Annotated in this window: 18 protein-coding genes; 8 read left to right on the forward strand and 10 right to left on the reverse strand. The window is 66.8% G+C overall.

The window, feature by feature from the left end; translation table 11 throughout:
- Window positions 1-122 precede the first annotated feature (122 nt).
- From E4J89_RS11330 to E4J89_RS11345, 4 genes are all read left to right on the forward strand, one after another.
- Window positions 123-2,522 carry a LuxR C-terminal-related transcriptional regulator gene (locus E4J89_RS11330; protein ID WP_240691859.1) on the forward strand — a complete coding sequence of 800 codons (2,400 nt, stop codon included), beginning with the start codon at window positions 123-125 and terminating at the stop codon, window positions 2,520-2,522.
- A gap of 209 nt (window positions 2,523-2,731) precedes the next feature.
- Entirely contained in the window at window positions 2,732-3,982 is a 1,251-nt protein-coding gene (locus E4J89_RS11335) for an IniB N-terminal domain-containing protein (protein WP_136786256.1), read from the forward strand.
- 119 nt (window positions 3,983-4,101) lie between these two features.
- A complete protein-coding gene (locus E4J89_RS11340; protein ID WP_136786257.1) occupies window positions 4,102-5,931 on the forward strand; it encodes a dynamin family protein in 1,830 nt (609 codons plus the stop codon).
- Between the two features lie 74 nt (window positions 5,932-6,005).
- Window positions 6,006-7,520, forward strand: coding sequence for a dynamin family protein (locus E4J89_RS11345; RefSeq protein WP_240691867.1), 1,515 nt, complete (start codon window positions 6,006-6,008; stop codon window positions 7,518-7,520).
- Here E4J89_RS11345 and E4J89_RS11350 read toward each other — a convergent pair.
- From E4J89_RS11350 to E4J89_RS11370, 5 genes are all read right to left on the reverse strand, one after another.
- The gene (locus tag E4J89_RS11350) at window positions 7,428-7,877 is read right to left on the reverse strand and encodes a hypothetical protein (protein WP_136786259.1); all 450 of its coding nucleotides are present in this window, start codon (window positions 7,875-7,877) and stop codon (window positions 7,428-7,430) included. The genes E4J89_RS11345 and E4J89_RS11350 overlap by 93 nt on opposite strands.
- Before the next feature lie 228 nt (window positions 7,878-8,105).
- Window positions 8,106-10,079, reverse strand: coding sequence for an APC family permease (locus E4J89_RS11355; protein WP_136786260.1), 1,974 nt, complete (start codon window positions 10,077-10,079; stop codon window positions 8,106-8,108).
- A 114-nt stretch (window positions 10,080-10,193) separates the two neighbouring features.
- Window positions 10,194-11,153: a cation diffusion facilitator family transporter gene (locus E4J89_RS11360; protein WP_136786397.1), complete on the reverse strand. Its 960-nt coding sequence runs from the start codon at window positions 11,151-11,153 to the stop codon at window positions 10,194-10,196.
- Window positions 11,154-11,323: 170 nt separating this feature from the next.
- A complete protein-coding gene (locus tag E4J89_RS11365) occupies window positions 11,324-11,959 on the reverse strand; it encodes a uracil-DNA glycosylase (RefSeq protein WP_136786261.1) in 636 nt (211 codons plus the stop codon).
- Window positions 11,960-12,171: 212 nt separating this feature from the next.
- On the reverse strand, window positions 12,172-13,755 hold the full coding sequence (locus tag E4J89_RS11370) for a molybdopterin-dependent oxidoreductase (protein ID WP_240691860.1): 1,584 nt from the start codon (window positions 13,753-13,755) through the stop codon (window positions 12,172-12,174).
- Window positions 13,756-14,234: 479 nt separating this feature from the next.
- On the opposite strand from E4J89_RS11370, the gene E4J89_RS11375 reads away from it, so the two are divergent.
- Window positions 14,235-14,777, forward strand: coding sequence for a YceI family protein (locus E4J89_RS11375; protein WP_136786262.1), 543 nt, complete (start codon window positions 14,235-14,237; stop codon window positions 14,775-14,777).
- A gap of 124 nt (window positions 14,778-14,901) precedes the next feature.
- Window positions 14,902-15,849, forward strand: coding sequence for a D-2-hydroxyacid dehydrogenase family protein (locus tag E4J89_RS11380; protein ID WP_136786263.1), 948 nt, complete (start codon window positions 14,902-14,904; stop codon window positions 15,847-15,849).
- 63 nt (window positions 15,850-15,912) lie between these two features.
- Here E4J89_RS11380 and E4J89_RS11385 read toward each other — a convergent pair whose 3' ends face one another.
- Window positions 15,913-17,151, reverse strand: coding sequence for an ROK family transcriptional regulator (locus E4J89_RS11385; protein ID WP_205754480.1), 1,239 nt, complete (start codon window positions 17,149-17,151; stop codon window positions 15,913-15,915).
- A gap of 52 nt (window positions 17,152-17,203) precedes the next feature.
- On the opposite strand from E4J89_RS11385, the gene gap reads away from it, so the two are divergent.
- Window positions 17,204-18,223 carry a type I glyceraldehyde-3-phosphate dehydrogenase gene (gene gap / locus E4J89_RS11390; protein ID WP_136786264.1) on the forward strand — a complete coding sequence of 340 codons (1,020 nt, stop codon included), beginning with the start codon at window positions 17,204-17,206 and terminating at the stop codon, window positions 18,221-18,223.
- Between the two features lie 138 nt (window positions 18,224-18,361).
- Here gap and E4J89_RS11395 read toward each other — a convergent pair whose 3' ends face one another.
- The 4 genes from E4J89_RS11395 to hpaH form a co-directional block, all read right to left on the reverse strand.
- On the reverse strand, window positions 18,362-19,114 hold the full coding sequence (locus tag E4J89_RS11395) for a metalloregulator ArsR/SmtB family transcription factor (protein WP_136786265.1): 753 nt from the start codon (window positions 19,112-19,114) through the stop codon (window positions 18,362-18,364).
- Window positions 19,115-19,162: 48 nt separating this feature from the next.
- Window positions 19,163-20,230 (reverse strand): alcohol dehydrogenase catalytic domain-containing protein, encoded by a 1,068-nt coding sequence (locus tag E4J89_RS11400; protein WP_136786266.1) that lies wholly within the window; start codon window positions 20,228-20,230, stop codon window positions 19,163-19,165.
- Window positions 20,231-20,369: 139 nt separating this feature from the next.
- Entirely contained in the window at window positions 20,370-21,188 is an 819-nt protein-coding gene (locus E4J89_RS11405; RefSeq protein ID WP_205754481.1) for an HpcH/HpaI aldolase/citrate lyase family protein, read from the reverse strand.
- Window positions 21,173-21,958 carry a 2-oxo-hept-4-ene-1,7-dioate hydratase gene (gene hpaH / locus E4J89_RS11410; protein ID WP_127512373.1) on the reverse strand — a complete coding sequence of 262 codons (786 nt, stop codon included), beginning with the start codon at window positions 21,956-21,958 and terminating at the stop codon, window positions 21,173-21,175. The genes E4J89_RS11405 and hpaH overlap by 16 nt, the downstream gene beginning before the upstream one ends.
- Before the next feature lie 293 nt (window positions 21,959-22,251).
- On the opposite strand from hpaH, the gene E4J89_RS11415 reads away from it, so the two are divergent.
- Entirely contained in the window at window positions 22,252-22,866 is a 615-nt protein-coding gene (locus E4J89_RS11415) for an NAD(P)H-dependent oxidoreductase (RefSeq protein WP_136786267.1), read from the forward strand.
- Window positions 22,867-22,871 lie beyond the last annotated feature (5 nt).

Genomic DNA, 22,871 nt, shown 5'->3' on the forward strand with positions numbered 1-22,871 from the left:
TGGCTGAGGCCTCGACGGATCCCCGGTCACGGTTGCTGGCCAGCGTGTCCGGACCTGGCGGCTCAGGCAAGAGCACCCTGCTGGAGAACTTGGCGGTGGTCTACAGCGAGGCAGGAATCCCCGTGAGTTCGGGAAGAGACGTCCTGCAGCAAGGCGCGGTGGACGAGGGAACCACCGTGCTGATCGACGACGCACACCAGTTGAATGACCCCGACTTGGAGCACATCCATCGGCTGGTCGAGCAGCAGAATGTCAATGTAGTCGTCGCCTACCGCATGTGGCCGCACTTGCCCGCTTTGAAGCGGCTAACGGCAACGCTTGAGGCACACCGCCGGCCGGTCCTGTTGGGGCCGTGGACCAAGGACGACGTCGCCGCCCACACCGCCGCCACCCACGGGGAGCCGCTCCCCGGTCCCGCCATTGACCAGATCTTCGACCTCACCGGCGGGATGCCGTGGCTGGTCCAGCACGTGTTGGAAGCCCTCGATGAGGGGGGCCACCCGCTGCCGAACGATCCGCTGGAGTTCGGTGGACTCGTCGACCAAATCGGCTATGAACTCGACAGGTTGGAGCCCGGTCTTCGCGAGTTGTTGCTCGCGCTGGCTGTTGGCTTCGACCCGGCAGGGCCGCTGCCGGCCGAAGTGGAGGACGCGCCGGGCGGAATCGACCAGCTGATGTCGCAGGCGGCCGCAGCGGGCCTGATTCTGCCGGAAGGCACCCTTCCCGCGCTGATGCGCAGCGTCCTGCTCCAGACCACCCCGCTACACCAGGTGCGGACGGTCCAACACGCCCTGGCCGACCTCATCTCCACCGGCATGACCCCGGACCCTACTGACGTGGCCCGTGGTCTGGCCCGAAGCGGACTCCAGGATCCTCGGGTGGCCAGCACACTCCAATCGGCCGGCGACAGCGCCCTGGCAACCGAGCCGCAACTGGCGGCAACGCTCTACGAGGAAGCAAGCGCTGCCGGCGCGCCGGAAGTAACGACGGCGGCGCGGCGCGCCCAGGCAGCCTTGGCCACCGGCGACCTTGATGTCGCCGGCCGGTTGGTGGACCCGGTCTTGACGCAGCCTGAAGCACCTGACAAGGGCCGAGGCGCAGATGTGGCGGCGTCGTTGTGGGCGCAGCGGGGAATGCTGGCGAGGAGTGCCCAGGTCTACCGCTGGGTTGGCGCCCCTGCCGCAGAGGCGTCCAACGCCCTCGCCGCCGTCGTGATGATCGGCACCGGCGATCGCGGCACCGCCCGGAGCCTGCTCGCCGCGGACGGGCCGGAAGGATCACCAACGCTGACGAACGTCGCCGTCTCGCTCATGGGACAGGGCGTCGCGGAGTCCATTGGCGAACACACCGAACGCGCACTTCCAGCCCTGGTGCGGGCCTCCGACATGCTGACGGCCTCCGGTGCCGCAGTGCCGCTGCCGGACAGCCCGGCGGCGCTTGCCGCATTGGTGGCGCTGCACGCCGGGGAGCTTTCGGTGGCCGAATCGGTGCTCGATGATGCGCTGCGCGGAGGCCAGGGCGGACCGGCCGACAGGCTCCGGTTGTTGCTCCTGCGAGCGTGGGTCGCCATGTTGCAGGACCATCCGGACAACGCCGGAGCAGCGATAGCGGAGGCTACCGCCGTCGGGATCAGTCCTACTCCGCGCGACGAACTGTTGCTGGACGCTTTGCACGTGGGTTTGGCGCGCCGAACCGATGACATGGCTGGTTTGGTGCGTGCGTGGGAGCGGGCGCGGGGACGGCTGCTGCACGTCGCCGTCGACCTTTACAACCTGTTGCCGCTGGGCGAGCTGGCGGTGGCCGCCGCCCGCCTTCGAGATTCCGAACGGCTGCGGCCGCATATGGCTGACGCGTGGGCGCTGCTGGAGAGGCTGGGCGAGCCCGCGTTGTGGTCTACTCCACTGCACTGGTACGCGGTCCAGGCCGCCATCCTGGCGGAGAAGCCCAGCGAGCTGGCCCCGCACGCTTCTGCGCTGGTGCGCGCGTCAGGGAAGTATCACTTGGCGGCCGTGCTGGCGGCGGCAGGCCGGTGCTGGGTCTCCGTCCTGGCGGGCAGAATCAACCCGCGGGCAGTCGAAGAATCCGCCCGCGCGCTCGCGGTTGTCGGACTGACCTGGGACGGTGCCCGGTTGGCCGGGCACGCGGCAGCGCATGCGGAAGAGCGCAAGGACATGAGTCGGCTCTTGGCCTGCGCACGGGATCTGCACCCCGGGACGCGCGGCACAACCGAGGCTAACCATCCAGCCCCGACGGCCACTGAGGACGAAACACCGAAGATCCCTGCCACCGGAAAACCACCTGCTCCGGAGGGTGCAGCCTTGAGCGAGCGGGAACGCGAAGTGGCCCGGCTGGTTTTGGAGGGCAAGACCTACCGGGAGATCGGTGCCGCGATTTTTATTTCGCCGCGCACCGCAGAGCACCACATCGCGCGGATCCGTCGGCGGTTAGGGGCTGCAAACCGCTCCGAGCTGCTGACCCAGCTACGTCTTGCACTGGGCGAAGACAGCTCCCAAGGGCCGTAGTTCCGCGTCATACCGGGACTTCGACCCACCCTACCTAGTCCCGGGCAGCGGCAATCCCCCTCCGGGGAGCGGTCAGCGGGGGAGGAAGCCCCGATGTCGGCAGCAGCACCCCGACCGTAGCTTGGAAACAAGCCAGGCAACATTGCTCGGCGGGCCACCATCCATAGTTTTGGCCACATCCTGTAGGACTAGATTGGGGAATCAACATAATGCCTACGCTTGCTAGCTCTCTTCTCGAATTCATCATGAACCTGCTCCGCGATCCGCGTGCTGCCGACGAGTTCAACGCAGACCCCGATGCGGCCTTGGCCAGCGCCGGCCTGTCCAACGTCTGCTCGGATGACGTGGACGCGATCATGCCGGTCATTCTGGACTACGCACCGGTTGGATCAGGCTCATCCTTCGACCGCGAGTACAACACCGGTGGAAACCACGGTGGTAACTCCGGCGACTGGTCCAGCGACAACAGCGGCTGGGGCGACGGGCGCGGCCGGGACGACGATGACGATGATGATGACGACGACGACCATGGCCATGGACGGGGCCGGGATGACGATGATGACGACCGCGGCCACGGGCGCGGCCGGGATGACGATGATGACGACCGCGGCCACGGGCGCGGCCGGGATGACGACGATGATGACCGCGGGAACGACCACGACCACGCGGTGCAGCAGTTGACCCATATCGTCAACAACTACTCCTACACCTCGATTGTGGACGACCGGGACACCATCACCGATCAGTCCGTGAACCAGAACATCTGGGCCAACGGCGATGTCAGCCAGTGGTTCGACAATGACGCCGTGGTGGCCTCGGGCGACGATTCGACCGCGGCCGGCGGTGATGTGGACAATTCCACCGGCGACGAGAACAACCACTCGATCAACCTGACCACGGGCGACCTTGGCGGCGGCATCGCGATCGGCAATACGGACAACTCCATCAACGACTCCTACAACGACGACCACTCCGTCGAGGACTCCTACAACACGGATCTTGACCTGGACGTCGACGTTGAGGATTCGTTCAACGACAACTCCGACCATTCGACGGATAACTCGACCGATAACTCCACTGACGTAGAAATCGAGGACTCGTTCAACGGCAATACCACTGAGATCGAGGTCGAGGATTCGTTCAACGAGGACAACTCGACGAACACCGACATCAACGTGGAGGACTCCTTCAACAAGGAGGTCGAGATCGAGGACTCGTTCAACGAGGTCAACGTCCAGGATTCGCTCAACGACAGCTCCACCAACACGGACGTGCAGGTGGACGCCGAGATCGAGGTCGAGGATTCGTTCAACGACAACTCCACCACCGTCGGCGACATTGATGCCGAATTCACCGGGATTGACGAGTCGGTCAACGATTCGGTCATCATCGCGGACAACGACAACAACGATCTGCTGACCGACAACGACGTAGTGGATGCGGATGTCACCGTCGACTAAACGACCTGACAACTGAATCACGACAGATCAGCTGTCCAGCAGGGGGCCGGGGGGGACCTCCTGCTGGACAGCGTCACAGCGTTACGGTCCGGCTGCAGCCGGAAACAGGAGGGGATACGGTGGCCGAACTCGTCAAGCTGGTGGATCAGGGTCTGGAACTGGCCAGGAAGGGCGAACGCGCAGACTTGCAGCGCCGCCTGGAACAAACCCGCGAGCGGCTGAAAGACCCGACCACCAGGGTGATCGTCGTCGGTGAGTTCAAACAGGGCAAGAGCCAGTTGATCAACGCGCTGGTGCATGCGCCGGTTTGTCCCATCGACGACGACGTTGCCACCTCAGTGCCTACCGTTGTGAAGCACGGGGACCCGGCCTCGGCCGTCATCCTGGTTCCCAAGGAAGGTACCGCATCCGCCGACGAGGAAGCGGAACTGGAACGTCGTCCGATCGCTCTCGAGGAGTTGGCCCACCACGTTTCGGAACGGGGAAACCCGGGCAATGAGCGTCGGCTGGCAGCCGCGGAAGTCAAACTCCCGCGGAAGGTCCTCGACGGCGGGCTGGCCTTGGTCGACTCTCCCGGCGTCGGCGGGCTGGACTCGGCCCACTCCCTGACCACCCTGACCGCGCTGCCGACGGCGGATGCCATGCTGCTGGTCTCCGACGCATCGCAGGAGTTCACCGAACCGGAACTCCGGTTCCTGCGGCAGGCCCAGCGGATCTGCCCGAATGTGGCCGGAGTCCTGTCCAAAACGGACCTGTATCCGCAGTGGCGGCGGGTGGCCGAACTGGACCGGGGCCATTTGCAGGGGATCGGGGCGGACATGCCGCTGATGCCGGTTTCCTCGGAACTAAGGCTCCAGGCCGCCGCACTGCGGGACAGTGAATTGAATGCCGAATCAGGCTTTCCGGAGCTGGTGGCCTACCTGCGTAACAACATCTTGGCCCAAACCGAGCGGCTGCAGCGGCGCTCGGTGGCACAGGACCTGATCTCCGCCACCGACCATTTGCGGCTGTCGCTGAAGTCCGAGCTGAGCGCGCTGGAAAATCCGGATGGCACGCCGGAAATGCTGGCCGAACTGGAAGCCGCCAAAGAACGCGCAGATGAGCTCCGCCGTCGTTCTTCCCGCTGGCAGGTCACGCTCAATGACGGGATGAGCGATCTCATCTCAGATATGGAGCATGACCTGCGCGACCGACTGCGCAGTATTATGCGGGACGCCGAGCAGTCCATCGATGCCGGCGATCCTGGCCCGCAGTGGGACCAATTCGTGCACTGGCTGGAACAGCGCGTGGCGTCGGCCGTCTCCGACACCTTCGTGTGGACCAACGAACGGTCGCTGTGGCTGGCGGAACGGGTCGCCGAACACTTCAACCAGGACGAAGTGACCCTGCCGCTGCTGCAGGTCGGCTCCACGGATAACGTGCTGGATCCGGTGGAGGGAATCCCCAACCTGGACCCCGGCAGGATGGGGCCGGTCCAGAAGATCCTGATCGGCATGCGCGGCTCGTACGGCGGCGTGCTGATGTTCGGCTTGCTGACAGGAATTATGGGGATGGCGCTGATCAACCCGATCTCGGTGGGCGCCGGCTTGCTGCTGGGCGGCAAGGCGTACCGGGAAGACAAGGAGGCCCGGCTGAAGCGCCGTCAGCAGGAAGCCAAGGCGCTGGTGCGGAAACAGGTTGACGAGGTGGTGTTCCAGGTGGGCAAGCAGCTCAAGGACCGGCTGCGGATGGTCCAGCGGGCCACCCGGGACCATTTCACGGCCCTGGCCGAAGAGCACCACCGCTCGCTGGCCGATTCGGTGATGGCAGCGCAAAAGGCGGCGAGCAGTTTCAACCAAGAGCGCGACCTGAGGATCCGGGAGATCAAAGCATCGCTCGCGCTGGTGGAATCGCTACGCAAACAAGCTTTGGCCCTTGACGTTGCGCCGCAGTTGGCGGCCCAGGCATGAACGGTGCGGCAGGGGCAGGGGCAGGGGCAGCGGGAGCGGACGTGGACGCGGCACGGGCACTGGCCCGGGAAGCGATGGAGGCCTACCGCGACGACCCCGCTGCCTGCCGGCTTTTGGAAGGCTATGCACGCCGGCTGGACGAGCCCTTGCGGGTGGCCATCGCCGGCATGGTGAAGGCCGGAAAATCGACGCTGCTGAACGCCATCATTGGCGAGGAGATCGCACCGACCGACACGGGGGAGTGCACCCGCGTGGTCACCTGGTACCGCTACAGCGACACTCCGCGGATCACGCTGTACCCGCGCTCCGGACCGCCGCGGAACGTACCGGTCAAGCGGACGGTCGGCCGGCTGGTCTTCGAGCTGGGCGGATTAGAGGCCGAGGACGTCGCCAAGCTCGTGGTGGACTGGCCGTCCAAGACCCTGCGGGACATCACGCTGATCGACACGCCGGGCATCGCCTCGCTCTCCCAGGACGTATCGGCCCGCTCCACCGAGTTTCTGGCGCCCACCGACGCGCCCTCGGAAGCGGACGCGATCATCTACTTGCTGCGGCACCTGCACGCATCCGACCTCGGCTTTCTGGAGTCGTTTCGGGACACCGCGGCCGGTCAGAGCGGCACGGTCAACGCGCTGGCGGTCTTGTCCCGCGCGGACGAGGTCGGCGCGGGCCGGATCGATGCGCTGCTATCCGCCCGGGAGGTAGCTGCGCGCTACCGTCGCGATGGTGCCTTGCGGTCGCTTGCGCTCGGGGTGGTGCCGATCGCCGGGTTGCTGGCGCAGACAGCCCGCAGCCTGCGGCAGGCGGAGTTCTCGACCCTCAGCGAACTTGCCTCCCTGGACAGGCGCGAGCGGGAGCGACTCCTGCTGTCCGCCGACCGTTTTGTCCGCCCCGGAGGGCCGCTGACGGCCTCACCGGAAGCGCGGGCGGACTTGCTGGACCGCTTCGGCGTCTTCGGGCTCCGGCTGGCGGCGGCGCTGCTCCGCGGAGGCATCTCGGATCCCACCGTGCTGGCCCACGAACTGGCCCGCCGCAGCGGACTGGACGAACTGCTGGCCGTGATGACCGGGCAGTTCCAGGCCCGCGCCGGACAGCTGAAAGCCCGCACCGCCGTGGTCGGCATCGAAAAACTGTTGACCGATCGTCCCCGCCCCGGCACCGATGCGGTGGCGGCTACCCTGGAACGGCTGCTCGCCAGTGCCCACGCGTTCCGCGAACTTCGGCTGCTTGCGGTAGCCCGTACCACCGGGCTGCCGCTGGAGCCGAAGTTGGCTGCCGAAGCCGAACGCATCATCGGCGGCGAGGGTGTTTCTGCGCAGGAAAGATTGGGACTGCCGCGGGACACGGCCGACGACGAACTGCGGGAACACGCCCTCGAATGCCTGCGCCGTTGGCACGCGGTCGCGGCTGATCCGCTGCACGGCCGGCCCGTCGCCGAAATCTGCCAGACCGTGGTCCGCAGCTGCGAGGAGCTGCTGGCCGGAGTGCAGCCTGCTTCAGGCGGCCGCGCGGCCGCGCGTCTGGTGCTCGGCCCGGAACCATTGACTGGCTCCGTGCAGGACGCTGGCGACTACCGCCGCGCCGGCTAGGGCCAGCTGTATGACCAGCAGCACCCGGATGCCCACCCCTTGATCGCCGGCCGCCAGAAACGCATCGGCCACGAGCGTCACCACGCCATTGACCAACAACATGGCCAGCAGCACGAAGCGCACTTTCCCGTGCCGGCGCATGAGCACAGCCAGCAGCACCGCTTCGATCAGGATGACGAGTGCCAGCATGCCCAGGGCGCCCCAAAAGACCACCACCGCCAGGGCCTCCACGGTCTGCTGGTCTTCGCCCCGCTCCAGACCCGTGATGAGCCCGCGCACGTGCTCGAGAATCTGGTCCCGGGCGAAGAACGCGAAGATTCCCGCGATCACCCCGGAAGCGAAGCTCAGGAGCCACAAAAAGCGGACTCTTTTGACGGCCGGCGGCGGCGTCGGGATCTCTCTGATCGGTGCCGGTGTGCGGTCTGAGAGTGGCGGACGCGGCGGCGCAGGACGTTCCGGTTCGCCGGACATCCCCCCGGTTCCCTGAGCTCCAGGCGCCCCCATCCCTGGTTCATGAGACATGCCAGTAATCTAAGCCGCTCCCTGTTCGCACCGCAATGGCGCTGTTGCTGCCGGAGGCGTCGATCAGCCGACATGGATTCCGGGTCGGCGCGCCGGATCGGGCTCGTTTTGGCGGAGGATTTCGCGGACCACCGGCGCAGTGTCCCCCTGGCCCAACAGCAGATAGCGGAAGAGGTGACCCAGAGGATTGCCCTCGGACCATTCGAAATAGGCATGGGGACGGACCCCGGTCGCGTCCCGGACGGCCAAGAGGATCGACGCGATCGCGTTGGGGACAGCCGGACTGTCCGCCCGCAGCACCCGGTACCCATCGACGTCGACGCCGCGCACGCGCAGCACCTTGGTAAAGGCAGACGGGTCCACAATGTCGATTTCAAGGAACAAGACGTCCGCCGTTCCCGGCACAGCGTTCATGTACCGTTGCGAAGCCTCCTTGGCGCTGTAGTCGGCCTGGCTGCCCGGCCGGCGTTTGGCAATGATGTCCAGGGCGCCGTCATAGTCCAGCGAATCGCTGATGAACCGCCGGGCCGTTGGGTCAAACTCGATCCTTTCGGTGCGCAGCTCGGTGGTCCGGGTAACCCGGGAGACCAGCGAGACTGTGACCATGCCGAGGACGAAGAGCCCGCAGATGGCGATGCCGTCCGGCTTTTCCACGATGTTGGCCAGCAGTGCGTACAGCAGTACCAAGCTCAGCGCCGCGTAGCCGGTCGCGCCGCGGCGCTTCTGCCGGCGGGCCACGGTGAACGTCACCGCGACGGCCGCTGAGACCATCATGGCCAGGATCCCGGTGGCGTAAGCCCCGGCTTGGGCATTGACGTCGGCGCGGAAACCCAGGGTGATCAGGATGCTGACGCCGGTGTAGACCAGGACCACCGGCCGGATGGCCCGGGTCCATTCGGGTGCCATGCCAAAGCGCGGCAGGTAGCGCGGAACAATGTTGATCAACCCCGCCATGGCCGAGGCCCCGGCGAACCACAGGATCAGGACGGTTGCTACGTCGTAGAACGTCCCGATTCCTTCGCCGAACATCCCGTGCGCCAGGTAAGCGAGGGCCCTGCCGTCGGCGGGGCCGCCGGGAGCGTAGGCAGCGGGCGGGATCAGGACCGCCGTGACGAAGCTGCTGCCCAGCAGGAATCCGCTCATCACCACCGCAGCGCAGGTGAGCAGCTTCCTGCTGTTGTGGATGCGCGAGGCCAGGCGCTGGGCCCGGGTTTCTCCGGTCGAGGCGACCAGCGGCATCATGCTCACGCCCGTTTCGAATCCGGAGAGTCCCAGGACCAGCAAGGGAAAGGCCAGCAGCAGAGTCAAGGCCAGGCTGCCAGGACCCGCGCCAGCCGACGTCACCGCCTGGGTCCAATCGGAGACGAGGCCTGGTTCCTGCGCGATCGTCGCCAGTCCCGCGGCGATAACGATGACGTTCATGACCAGGAACACGGAGACCAGCGGCACGGCAAGGGCCACCGCCTCGCTGAAGCCCGCGAGGAAGATGCCGCCGAGCACCAGCAGCAGCATGATGGTGACCGGAACCGCACCGCCTTGCAGGGCATCCGGGACGTAGGGATTTTCGAGCACGTGGACGGTTGCATCGGCGGCGGACAGCGTGATGGTGATGATCCACGAGGTAGCGACGAAGCCGAGCAGGACGAGGATGACCACCTTTCCCTTCCAGAAGGGCAGCAGCCGGTCCAGCATCGCCACCGAACCTTGTCCGTACGGGCTCTCGGCAGCCACCCGTCGGTAGAGCGGGAGCATGCCCAGCAACGTGAGTGCCACAATGAGCAGCGTGGCCAGCGGCGACAACGGTCCGACGGCGATCAAGGCGATGCCGGGAAGGTAGGAGAGCGTGGAAAAGTAGTCCACGCCGGTCAGGCACACGACCTTCCACCAGGGATACGTTGCGGACCCGGGGGCGCTCTCCCGGCCGACCGGCGGGACCTTGTCCTTGACCAGCCAACGGCTCAACGGGTGGCGGAGCGGCGGCGGGGGACCCGGCCTCGGCACAACGGCCGGGACCGTATGTTCAAGCGACCAACGCACCGGATTCTCCAGTTGCCCCGGCCGGCGGACCCCGGTCTGAGGCCCTGTCGCGGGGCGCTCCCACAGTATAGATCGGTCAGGGGCCGGGCACGAGACGTGGACGGGCCGCTTGGTTCACTCTCCTAGCAGCGGCTGTTCGCCAACTGTTGCCAACGTCAGGACAGCTTCTTCGATGAGGTCGTGCTCCTCCAGAGCGCGTTCCACGCGACGGAGCGCCACCGCAACATCATGTTCGGGAAGGTCGCCGGCCATGTCCACCGCGGCCACCACGTACAGCCGTGAGGGGCCTACAAACTCCATGTGCAGATAGGTCACCCGGTCCACGTCCGGATGTTGCAGCAGTAGGTTCACGACGGCGGTGCGCACCTCGCCGGTCGCGGGTTCACCGATCAGGAACTTGCGGTTCCGGTCGATCAGGACCACCGCGATGGTGCCCAGCAGCAGGCCCACCAGGATGGAACCGATGGCGTCCGGGACGGGGGATCCGGTGATTTGGTGCAGTCCCACGCCCGAGGCAGCAATGGCTATGCCGATGAGGGCGGCAAAGTCTTCGGCGAACACCGCCCGCAACGTGGAATTGGAACTGACAACAACGTACTCCAGCGTGTGGCGCCGGTAGTGTTGGGCGCCCTTCCTGGCCTGTCGCAGCGCCTGCGCAAAGGAAACCCCTTCCAGCACGAACGCCAGCGCCAGCACCACGTAGGCCACCATGAAGTCGCTGGCCGGTTCGGGGGTGAGCAGAACCTGGATGCCGTGCCACACCGAGACAACCGCCCCGGCAGTAAACAAGCCGAAGGCGGCGAACATGGACCAGACGTAGGCTTCCCGCCCGTAACCGAGCGGATGGCGTGCATCCCGCGGCTTGTTCGACCGGCGCTCGGCAATCAACAAGAAGATCTGGTTCCCGGTGTCCGCCCACGAGTGCGCTGCCTCCGCTGTCATCGACGCAGACCCGGTCAAGACTGCGGCGACAGACTTTGCCACTGCCACCAGCGCATTGGCGCAAAAGGCAATGATGACGGTCAGGAGGCCCTGCTTCTCCTCCGCCTTGCCGGAGGGCGCAGTCGTCTTCATGGCCGGATCGCGGTCATCCACCAGGGCATCGGCGCTCCTCCCGTTCACGCTCAGGCTAGCGGCGGGGTGGCGAAACCGCTACGGCTGGAAACGCCTGTTTGCCGGCAGCAGGGCGGAGCGAAGCATCGGTTAGGCCCGGCTTCGTTGGTGATGCTGCCGGGCGCTGCGCGCTACTTTCCGGGGCGGCCCAAACCGGTGCGCGCCATCGCGTCTGCATAGGCCTCATGCATGACGTCCAGCCATTCCTGCTGGCGCGCGGGCGAGCCGGCGAAAGCCCGGCCGCTGAGCGCCCGCACCTTGAACGTCTTGAAGCCGCGCCGCCAAAGCAGCGGGTTCTCGGTCTTCAGCAGCAGCGCGGCCAGCCGTTGCGCTTCGGTTCCGTGAGCCACCAGCACCGATGCCCGCGGCACCAGCGCCAGCATCCGCAGCAGGGGCTTGAGCCCGGCGCTGATCTGGGGCGGCGTGAGCTTGCCGTTGGCCTCGCCCGGGGTGAACCACGGATGCACGTTCCACGGCATGACATATTCCGGCCGCAGGCCCAGTTGCCACTGCAAGCCAAGCATCCGGGTGGCAGCCTCCGTATCGCCCGGCCAGATAAAGCCGGTCTCGGACGCCTGCCCGATATTGGAGTACAGCGACACAATCCGGCATTCGTCAGCATTGTGGATCGGGTCCACGTAGGGAACCTCGGTGCCCGGCTTCTGCTCGCGCAGTTCATCGATCAGGTGGTTGATGTCGGCGACGCCGGAATCGTACCGGCGGTCCATAAGGTCCTTGTGCTGATCGGATACTGCGGGGCTGGTCATCGGGGTGCGGACTCCTGGACGGGAAGGGAAGGTTAACGTTAGGCGAATCGATGCGCCGTGAACGACGGCGATGCCCGCCGGTGGCGGGTCGGCCGCCTGCCGCGGCGGGAGGCGGCTATTGAGCATAGCAACCGAAGCTGGGAGCGTCCGGCTGACTCGGTGCGGATTTACGCGCCCGGCGCGGCTGCCCTGTGACCAAGATGACCCGGCGCTTAACCTGCGGTGAATTCAATACTGTGCCAGCCGCTGGCGCCGTCCGGGGCCGGAGGCGCCGGAGTTTCCGTTTGCAGCGTGCCGTCACCATCCCAGGCCCGCACCCGGAGCCTGTGCTGCCCAGCGGAAACACCGTCCAGCACCCAGTACCACTGGCGCCACGTGTCCACGGAAGCCTCCGCGGCCAGCTCGGCGTCGACCCAATCGCCGTCGTCCAATTGCACCTGCACTTTGGAGATGCCGCGGTGCTGCGCCCAAGCCGTTCCCGCAAAGGCTGTCCGGCCTGCGGCGATCCGGGACCCGTCGCGCGGCACATCGATCCGCGACGCTGTCTTGATCGGGCCGTGGTCCGACCAGCCGCGGCTGGTCCAGTACGCCGTCTTGTCCGCAAACCGGGTGATTTCCAGGTCCACCACCCACTTGGTGGCGGACACGTAGCCGTACAGGCCCGGAACCACCATCCGCACCGGGAAACCATGCTCCAGCGGCAGCGGTTCGCCGTTCATTCCGATCGCCAGCAGCGCGTTCCGCGCATCGGTCAGCACCGCCAGCGGGGTTGAGGCCGTGAACCCATCGACGCTGGTGGACAGCACCATGTCTGCCTCCGGCAGCGGGCGCGCCCGCGCCAGCAGTTTCCGCAGCGGGTAGCCCAGCCACCGCGCATTCCCCGCCAAGCCCCCGCCCACCTCATTCGAAACGCACGTCAGGGTGGTGTAGCTCTCCACGAGGTCTGCCTCGAGCAAGTCCTGGAAGCCGATGCTGAAGTCTTCCTCCACCAGCCCGTGGACGCGCAGTTTCCACTGCGCCGGATCCACCGACGGAACAAACAGCGCGGTATCGATGCGGTAGAACTCAGTGTTGGGCGTGACAAACGGAATGGCCCCGTCCACCGGAGCCTGCACCCCTTTCGGCAACGGCTTGGCCGGCCGCGCCGGCGCCGGCAGGCCAAGGGCCTCTCGCACCTGCCGTGCACCGTTGCGGGCAGCCGAGACCGCGCCGGCCGCGATCCCCATGACGACGGCGGCGCCGGCCATCAGTCCCGCGGTTGCCAGAAACCGGCGGCGATCAGGATCCATCCTCTGGCTGGTGGTGCCGGATTCGGCGACGTCGGTGGCCGGGGCAGGGCCGGGCAGGAGCCGGATCAGCCAGCGCAGGCAGAACAGGCCAACTGCCGTCCCCAGTGCGGTGGGGATGGCATCCGCCGGCACGGCCCCGGCCCGGGTGAGGACACACACGGCCATGCCCGTGCCCAGCGCTGCCACCACGAGAGCGCCCGCGGTCCAGTTCCGGAGGGCCAGCACGCCGATCCCCGCGGCCAGTACCGCTGCGGCAATACCCATGGCGATGAACAGGACCAGTTTGTCCGCTGTTCCAAAGGTGGAAATGGCAAATTCGGTCAGCCCTGTTGGCGACAGTTCAACCACGGCGGCACCCACGGAGCCAAACGGCGAGGCGGCCGGACCGAAGAACGCGGCGGCCAGTTCTGCAACGGCAAAAAGCACGGCGGCTGAGACGATGCCCGCCAGCATGGCCGGCATCCACGCCGTCACTACGGCGGCCTTCGACACTGGCGGTGCTGCCATGCCGGCCCTTGCCCTTCGATCGGTTCCGGCCCGCGTTTCCGCACGCGGAGACGCCTTGGACCCTGGTTCGATCATCTACCCGGCATGACCGCAACACAACCGTCTGCCGCTGGATTCTCCGGCCACCAAATCGCTGCCTGTTCTCCGTGAGCTCTAGCCTGCGCGCCGGGCTCCGGACAGTCATCCGGGCAGAGGGGCGCTCCGCCCTAAAGACCCGTCCCGGCTACCTTGGCGCCACATTTAGTCACAAATCGCCGCCGCTCGCTTCCGATCGTTCCGCAATTGCGGTCTGTCAGCGGGCCTTGTTCCGCTGATGCGGGTGTCCACGAAAGGGGGTCCATCAATGCGACGAAAAGTGAACATTTTGCCGCCCATTCTGAAAAAATTGGTTGACACTTCAACCATAAGGTGTTATTGTAGATGCATAAGCATGAAGTTCACCTGAGCTTCAGAACCAGATTTCAACCAGGAGGCACCACATGGCCGCTCAGCTCACCCCAGGAACTTGGACCCTCGATAAGTCCCACACCGAGGTCGGCTTCTCTGTCCGCCACGCCGGCATCAGCAAGGTGCGCGGCCAGTTCACCGACGCCGACGCCACCCTCGTGGTGGGCGAAAGCCTGGCCTCGTCCTCGGTCGAAGCCGTCGTGAAGACAGCCTCGTTCGACTCCAACGACGACAACCGCGACGCCCATGTCAAGGGCGAGGACTTCTTCAACGTGGAGCAGTACCCGAACATGACCTTCAAGGCCACCAGCGTTGAGGGCAACCCGGAGGAGTTCAAGCTGGCCGGCGAGCTGACCATCAAGGACACCACCAAGCCCGTGGTCTTCGACGTCGAATTCGGCGGTATGGCGGTTGACCCGTTTGGTGCGACCCGCGCCGGCTTCTCCGCCACCACCCAGATTTCCCGCAAGGAATTCGGCATCACCTGGAACGCTGCCCTGGAAGCCGGCGGCGTGCTGGTGGGCGACAAGGTCACCATCACGGTGGACTCGGCCTTCGTTCTGCCGTCCAACTAATTCCCGCGCCACGCAGGCAGGGTCCGGAAGCTCTCCGGCCCCTGCCTGCGGCGTTTAACCAAGGCGTGTGGCCCCGGCGCTGTCCTGCACCGGGGCCGGCCGGGCTTGCCGCTAGGCTGGCCTCGTGAAGATCGCGATCCTCGACGACTATCAGGACGTGGCGCTCAGCAGTGCCCCGTGGGACCAGTTGCCGGCGGGCATCGCCGTCGAACGTTTTACTGACCATCTTGACGACGTCGGTGCGCTCGCCGAGCGTCTGGCCGGCGCGCAGGTGGTGGTCACCATGCGTGAGCGGACGCCGATCACCGCCGAGCTGATGGACCGGCTGCCGGACCTCAGGCTGGTCACCACCACCGGAATGCGCAACGCGTCGATCGACCTGGATGCGGCAGGCAAGCGCGGGGTGACCGTGTGCGGAACGCAGAAGGGCACCGCGGCGCCCGCCGAACTGGCTTGGGCGCTGGTGATGGCGGTGGCGCGGGAGATTCCGCAGAACGACCGGGACGTGCGCGCCGGCATCTGGCAGGCCCGGATGGGAATCGATCTCGCCGGGGCCACCATCGGGCTGCTGGGCCTCGGCCGCTTGGGGCGGTTGATGGCCGGCTACGCCGCGGCCTTCGGCATGGAGGTGTTGGCCTGGAGTCCGCACCTGACCACCGAACGCGCCGCGGAACACGGGGCGGAGCTGGTGTCGAAGGAGGACCTGTTCCGCCGCTCGGATATTGTCAGCATTCACCTGAAGCTCGCGGGATCGACCGTGGGAATCGTCGGCGCCGCGGAGCTGGACCTGCTCGGTCCGGCGGGTCGGCTGGTCAACACCTCGCGGGGGCCGTTGGTGGATGAGGCGGCATTAATCGCGGCGCTGGCCGAAGGTAAGATTGCCGGGGCGGCCCTGGATGTCTACGCCGTGGAGCCACTGCCGGCGGACAGTCCGCTGCTCGGCGTGCCCAACCTGATCCTCAGCCCGCACATCGGTTTCGTTACCGTGGAGGCCCACCGGTTGGGATACACCCAGATGCTCGAGGACATCCTGGCCTACCTCGGCGGCGCACCGATCAACGTCCTGACCTGACCGTCCCGGCGGGAGGTACCGGCGGTGCCCCGACAGGCCTAATGCGCCGTAGTGCTGCGAAGGTCAGGCCGGCGCGTCGGCCGGGACCAGCTCCATGGCGTGTTCCTCCACGTAATCCAGCGCCAGCCGGACGGCACCGGCAGCCACAATCGCATCGCCGAACTCGGAGACGGCCACGCGCGGAGGGGTTGCGGTGAGCCGGGGGAGTTCACGGGTGATGGTGGGCAGCAGGGCCGATGCCGAGGCCGCCACCGCGCCGCCAATGACCACCAGTTCGGGGTTGAAGAAGGTGCCGAGCACGGCGATGACCCGGGCCATCCGCAGGCCGATCCGTTCCAGGATCCCCTGGGCCACCTCGTCACCGCGTGCCGCCGCCTCGAACACGAAGCGCGCCGACACCCGGCTGGTTCCCGGACCGACCAGTTCGCGAATCAGCGTTGGCCGGTCCGCGGCGAGGGCTTCGTTGCCCCAGTAGCGGGCAAGCCGGGCGATGCCGTCCTGGCTGCCCACCCCGTCCACCAGTTCAAGCGTGCCCACTTCGCCGGCACCCCCGTTGCAGCCGTGCAGCAGGCGGCCCGATTCAATCAGTCCGGTGCCCAGGCGCTCGCCGGCCAGCATGACGGCAAGGTCGTCGACGCCGGTTCCCACGCCGCTCCAGCGCTCGGCCAGCGCCGCCAGGTTGGCGTCGTTCTCCAGCAGGACCGGCCAGCCGTAGTCGGAGAAGACCTCGGTCTGCAGCCCGATGTCGAAGTGCTCGGACAGTTCGTGTCCGGCAGCCACGTTGCCGTGGCGGTCCACCACCGTGGAGACGCCGATGGCGGCGGCCAAAACGGCCGAGGGGGCCAGCCCGGCCTCATCCAAGGCGCTGGCGACCACCCGCTTGATGGTGGCGCGGCGCGAGGCGGCAGTGGCCGGCGGCTTGTCGAACCGCTCGGAAACCCGGGCCAGCGTCTGTCCCCTCAAATCCGCCACCAGAGCAGTGGCGGTCGCCATGCCCACGTCCATTCCCAGCACGCAGCCGGCCGCCGGATTGAATTCGAACCGCCGGGCCGGCCTGCCCTTCGTGGTGCCCACCAGGCGTTCCCCCGGCAGTTCGCGGACCCAGCCGCGGGCGGTCAGATCGTCGCAGACCGCGATGGCCGTGGCACGGGTCAGGCCGGTGGCCTCGATCAAGTCCGTGCCGGTCACCGCGCCGTTCGCCCGCATGACGGACAGCACGGCTTTCAGGTTGGCCAGCCGCAGCACTTGCGGAGTGGTGGCGGAGGTGCTCACATCGTTCCCCTTGACCTTGTAGGGCAGCATCAGGATAATAGTAATGGAACATAAATTTAGACGCTAAATAAAAGGAGTTCCCATGGCAGTGCGGGTCGGTATCAACGGTTTCGGGCGGATTGGCCGCAACTACTTCCGGGCCGCCCTCGCGCAGGGAAAGCTGGGTTCCGATCTGGAGATCGTGGCGATCAACGACCTCGGCTCGCCGGAAACCCTGGCGCACCTGCTCAAGTACGACTCCGTCGTCGGACGGCTGGCCGCGGAGGTCGCGGTTGCCGACGGCGACCTAGTGGTGGACGGCAGGGTCATCAAGGTCCTCGCCGAACGCGATCCCGGCAATCTGCCGTGGGGTGAACTCGGCGTGGATATCGTGATCGAATCAACCGGCCGCTTCACCGACGCGGCGGATGCGGAAAAGCATCTGGTGGCCGGCGCCCGCAAGGTCCTGATCTCCGCCCCGGCCAAGGGCGACGTGCTGAGCGTGGTGATGGGCGTCAATGAGGGAGAGTACGACGACGGCACAAACCACATCGTCTCCAACGCCTCCTGCACCACCAACTGCCTGGCACCGCTGGCAAAGGTGCTGCACGAGAACTTCGGCATCGAGCAGGGCTTGATGACTACCATCCACGCCTACACCGCGGACCAGAACCTGCAGGACGGCCCGCACCGGGACCTTCGCCGTGCCCGCGCCGCCGCCATCAACATGGTCCCCACCTCCACCGGTGCCGCAAAGGCGATCGGGCAGGTGCTGCCGGAGCTGAAGGGCAGGCTGGACGGGTTTGCCATCCGCGTGCCGGTGCCCACCGGCTCCGCCACCGACCTGACCGTCACCGTGGGGCGCGAGGTCACCGTGGAGGAAGTCAACGAGGCGTTCAAGGCAGCGGCTGCAGACCCGCAGTTGGCCGGCATCCTCACCTACACGGAGGACCCGATTGTCTCCTCGGACATCGTCACCGATCCGGCGTCGGCTATCTTCGACTCCGGCCTGACCAAGGTGATGGGGAACCAGGTCAAGGTCATTGGCTGGTACGACAACGAGTGGGGCTACTCCAACCGCATGGTGGACCTGACCTCGCTGGTGGCGTCCAAGCTCTCCTAAGCTCGTCCCGCTCCACCGCCGGAACGACTCTTCATCGGGCGCCCTTTTCAGCCGTGAAATGGGCGCCTGCTGATTCCTCGATAGGCCTGGGACGTGAGCGTCGGCCAAGTCGGAGTTCCGGGCGCGTGTCCGTTCGGCTCAGGTGTACATCAACGAACCCGGGGTGGTGAGCAGTTCGCCGGTTTCCAGCCAGGTCTTGAGCCCGGAGAGGATCATTGGCCAGCCGCCGTACAGCTGGTCATTGGCGCCTTCGCGCAGTTGGTCGTGGGTGACGGTGAGCCGGCAGGAGTCCTCCACCTGCTCGATCTCCCAGGTCACCCGCGAGGTGCCTTCGGCGATCACGTCCTCGCCCCAGAGTGCACGCATGGTCTGCACCAATTTGCGCGGCGGGTCCACTTCCAGGTTCTCGCCCTCGCCCAGCGGGGCATCCGCACGGGGATTGGTCATGGTGTAGCTGGAGCCCGGTGTCCAGTCGGTCTCGATCCCGTTGCCGAAGTTGTACTTGCTCCTGATCTCGCTGTCCGTAATGGCCTCCCAGAGCTTTTCCGGGGTGGTGCGGATGTAGATCTCGAAAATCTTTTCCATGGGATTTTCCAATCGGGATTTGAGGTCGCTGAGCCCAGCGGCCCACGGCTGTGCATACTTGCTCACCCAGCGGTCGTGGATGAGCCGGATGGGCACCGGATTGAGGAAATGGAGTTTTTCCCGGCCGCGGCGGCGGGTGACCACCAAGTTGGCCTCTTCCAATTGCCTCAGGTGCTTCATGACTCCGAAGCGCGTGATGTTGAAATGCGCTTCCAGCGCAGTGAGGGTCTGCCCGTCCTCGCGGAACAGTTCATCCAGCAGTTCTCGCCGGGTGGGATCCGCCAACGCTTTGAACACGGCATCCATAGGCTCATGATAGGTGACCAATTGGTCACATGTCGAGGCTTTTTTGGATCAAAGGTTGGGTTTCAGCACGGCCTTGATCAGCGGACGCCCGGCGGCGTCGGTGCTGCCGTCAGCAGTCAGCCGGAGTGCTTCCACGGCCCGGTCCATTGGATAGGTGGTAATCAGGCGCTCGCCCAGATCCGGGAGACCGGCTAGAAAAGCCAGGGCGTGTTCAAAGTCCGGACGGGTCGAGATGAAGCTGTGCAGCACATCAAGGTTCTTACTGGTCCGGACCACCGGCGCCGGGGCGGTTCCGGTGGCGTACATCGCCACCATGACCAGGCGGCCCAGGGGGCGCAGTTCCTCGACGGCCCGAGCCAAATGCGTACCCGCGCCGGTCGCTTCAATCCACACGTCATAGCTGTCCGGCCGCGGTCCGGTGGTGCTGTCCAGCCCCAGGCTGGCGGCCAGTTCGACTCGGGCCTGGTGCCCGGGGCCCTCGCGGCCGATCATCGTCACCGCGGCGCCGGCGCGCTGTGCCATCAAGCCCGCGAGCAGGCCGATGCTGCGGGTGGTCGACACCGCTAGCCGCTCCCCGGATTGGATCCGGGCTACGGTGGACACCGCCCGCCAGGCGATGGAGGCGGGCTCGGCGAGAACCGCGGTGGTGTCCGGGACCGAGTCCGGCACGGGCACCAGGTTGCGCCACGGTACCAGCGCCCGGGAGGCTGCTTGTCCATGCTGGGTCAGCCCCAGACCGGAACGTCTGGCGCAGAGGTGCGGCTGGTCCGCCCGGCACGCCGCACAGTGCCCGCAGCCGACGGTGGAAATCGGCACCACCCGGGTCCCCGGGGCGAGCCATTCCGGTACCAACAGCCCGGCACGGACCACCGAGCCGACCGACTCGTGGCCCAGCACCATGCCGAGCGGAACCGATGCCGCCGCCGGGTCGGCACGGTAGACAATGACGTCCGATCCGCACAATCCGCAGAGGCTGACCCTGAGCTCCACCTCGTCTGCGCCGGGCGCACGGAGCGGGTGGTCGATCAGCCCGACGCCGCCGGGCTCGGCCGAGATCCTTGCCAGCGCTGGGTTCATGGCCCGCTGACCAAGTGCGCGGCCGTGTGCAGCTGCCACTTCTTACCCTCCTCGACCACGCGCAGATTCGTTGCTCCGATCTTAACGCCGGGATCTTAACGCCGGGCGGGCAGGACGACGGCGGCGCCTGGGTGGGCTGCGAACCCCACCCAAGCGCCGCCGTCGTTGTCTGCTTCGATCAGTAACTGGCCGGCGTTCCTGCCGCGCCGTCCCCGTCCGAGGGGAGGTACTTGGCGGCCAGGGCCTCGGAGCCGCGGGCCAGCAGCGCCACGTCGGCGCCGACGCCCACAAAGTCAGCGCCCCACTCCATGTAGCGGCGGGCAGAGGCTTCGGCGAACGCGTTGACCCCCACAAACTTGCCGGCGGCCTTGGCCGCCTTGAGCGCCTTCTCCACGCCGGCCACCACCTCGGGGTGCTCCTGCTGCCCGATCACGCCCATCGAGGCGGCGAGATCGGAGGGGCCGATGAAGACGCCGTCCACGCCGTCCACCGCGGCGATCTCGGCCGCGTTCTCCACGGCCTCCGCTGACTCGATCTGCACGATCAGCGTCAGCGTTTCCTCCGCGCGGGTGAGGTAGTCCGGGATCCGGTTCCAGCGGGCCGACCGGGCCAGCGCGGACCCGACGCCGCGCACTCCGGCCGGCGGGTAGCGGGTGGCTGCCACGGCCGCCCTCGCCTGCTCGGCGCTGTGCACCATCGGGATGATCAGCGTCTGCGCGCCCAGGTCCAGGTACTGCTTGATCAGCACCGTGTCGTTGACCGGCGGACGGACCACCGGGATGCCGGGGTAGCCGCGCACTGCCTGCAGCTGGGCCAGCACGGACTCCAGCCCGTTGGGGGAGTGCTCGGCGTCGATGAAGATCCAGTCGAAGCCGGCGCCGGCGCACAGCTCGGCGATCAGCGGCGAGCCGGAGCAGACCCAGATGCCTGCCAGCGGGCGGTCGGCGGCGGCCAGCGCGTCCTTGAAGGACGGATCGGGTTCTACTCGAAACGGCATGTGATGGTTCCCAGCTGTCCGTAGTCCGCGAACACGGTGTCGCCTTCGTGGACCCACATCGGGCGGGTGAAGGAGCCGGCCAGGATGGTTTCGCCGGCCTTGAGGTGATCGCCGTGCGGGGCGATCTTGTTGGCCAGCCAGTAGACGCCGGCGGCCGGGTGGTTGAGCACGCCGGCGGCCACACCGGTCTCCTCCACCGTCTGGTTCTTGTACAGGATGGCGGAGATCCAGCGCAGGTCCACGTCCTGCGGGCGGACCGGGTTGCCGCCGATCACCATGGCGCCCATCGCGGCATTGTCCGAGATGGTGTCCACGATGGTGCGGCCTTCCATCTCGATCCGGGAGTCCAGGATCTCCAGTGCGGGAACCACGTACTCGGTGGCGTTCAGCACGTCGAAGATGGTGGCGTTGGGGCCCTTGACGTCGCGGTTGAGCACAAAGGCCAGTTCAACCTCGATGCGCGGGTGGGTGTACTGGTCCCACTTCACCGTGCAGCCGTTCTCCAGGATCATGTCGTCGAAGATGATCCCGTAGTCCGGTTCGCTGATCCCGGTGGCGTACTGCATGGCCTTGGAGGTCAGCCCGATCTTGCGCCCGGCCAGAGTCCGTCCGGCGGCTTCACTGCGCTCCCGCCACAGGTTCTGCACCTTGTAGGAGTCCTCAATGGTCATCTCCGGGTACCGGGCGGTCAGCCGCTGCACCGGCGTGCGGGTCCGTCCCGCCTCCACCAACTCGTCGGCGATGGACTCAATCGTTGACTGGTCAAGCATGCTTGTGGCACCACTTCCTTGTTCCTCAGGGCCGCGACTGGCCCTTCAGCTGGGCGGCGGTGCGGTCCCGGCGCCGCACGGGAAGGGCGCCAGCACCATCTTACGGTGGCGCGTGTCACCCCTTGTAAGTTGGTTACGGCGTGCGGGAACAACGACGGCGGTGCCTCCGCGGGTGCCTCGGCCGGCGGCTGCGGGGTCTAGGGTGCCTCGGCTGCCCAGTTGGATGGCATCACCGGGCGGTGAGCCGGGCGCGCACCCTTCCGTGCCGGCGGCATAACCAGCAGAATGGCGCCATGGAGGAGACAAAGCTCAACGCCCTGGCCCTGGTCTGCACTTTGACGCCGTCACCCAAACCGTCCAGCAGCGAACTGCTGGCGCGGCAGGTGATCACGCAACTGTCCCGGCAGGACGTCGAGTGTGAGCTGCTCCGGGTTGCGGACCATGACGTCAATCCCGGCGTGCAGAAAGACATGGGCGAGGGTGATGCCTGGCCGTCCATCCGCGCCAAAGTGCTGGAGGCGGACATCCTGGTGCTCGCCACGCTGATCTGGCTGGGCCATCCGGCCAGCCTTGCCCAGCGGGTGCTCGAACGGCTGGACGCCGAGCTGTCCGAAACCGACGAGGCCGGCCGGCCCAGCATGTTCGACAAAGTCGCGCTGGTGGCGGTGGTCGGAAACGAGGACGGCGCCCACCATGTCACGGCCGAGCTCTACCAGGGACTGGGCGACGTCGGCTTCAGCATCCCAGCCCAGGGGTCCACGTACTGGGTGGGCGAGGCGATGCATGGCACCGATTTCCAGGACCTGCCGGAAACTCCCGAGGTCACCGCGACGACTACCGCGACGGCGGCCCGGAACGCCGTTCATCTGGCCAGGCTGCTGCGCCGCGGCCCGTACCCTGCGCGGTGACAGGG

It is taken from the genome of Arthrobacter sp. CAU 1506 (assembly GCF_005047635.1).
Classification (GTDB): Bacteria; Actinomycetota; Actinomycetes; order Actinomycetales; family Micrococcaceae; genus Crystallibacter.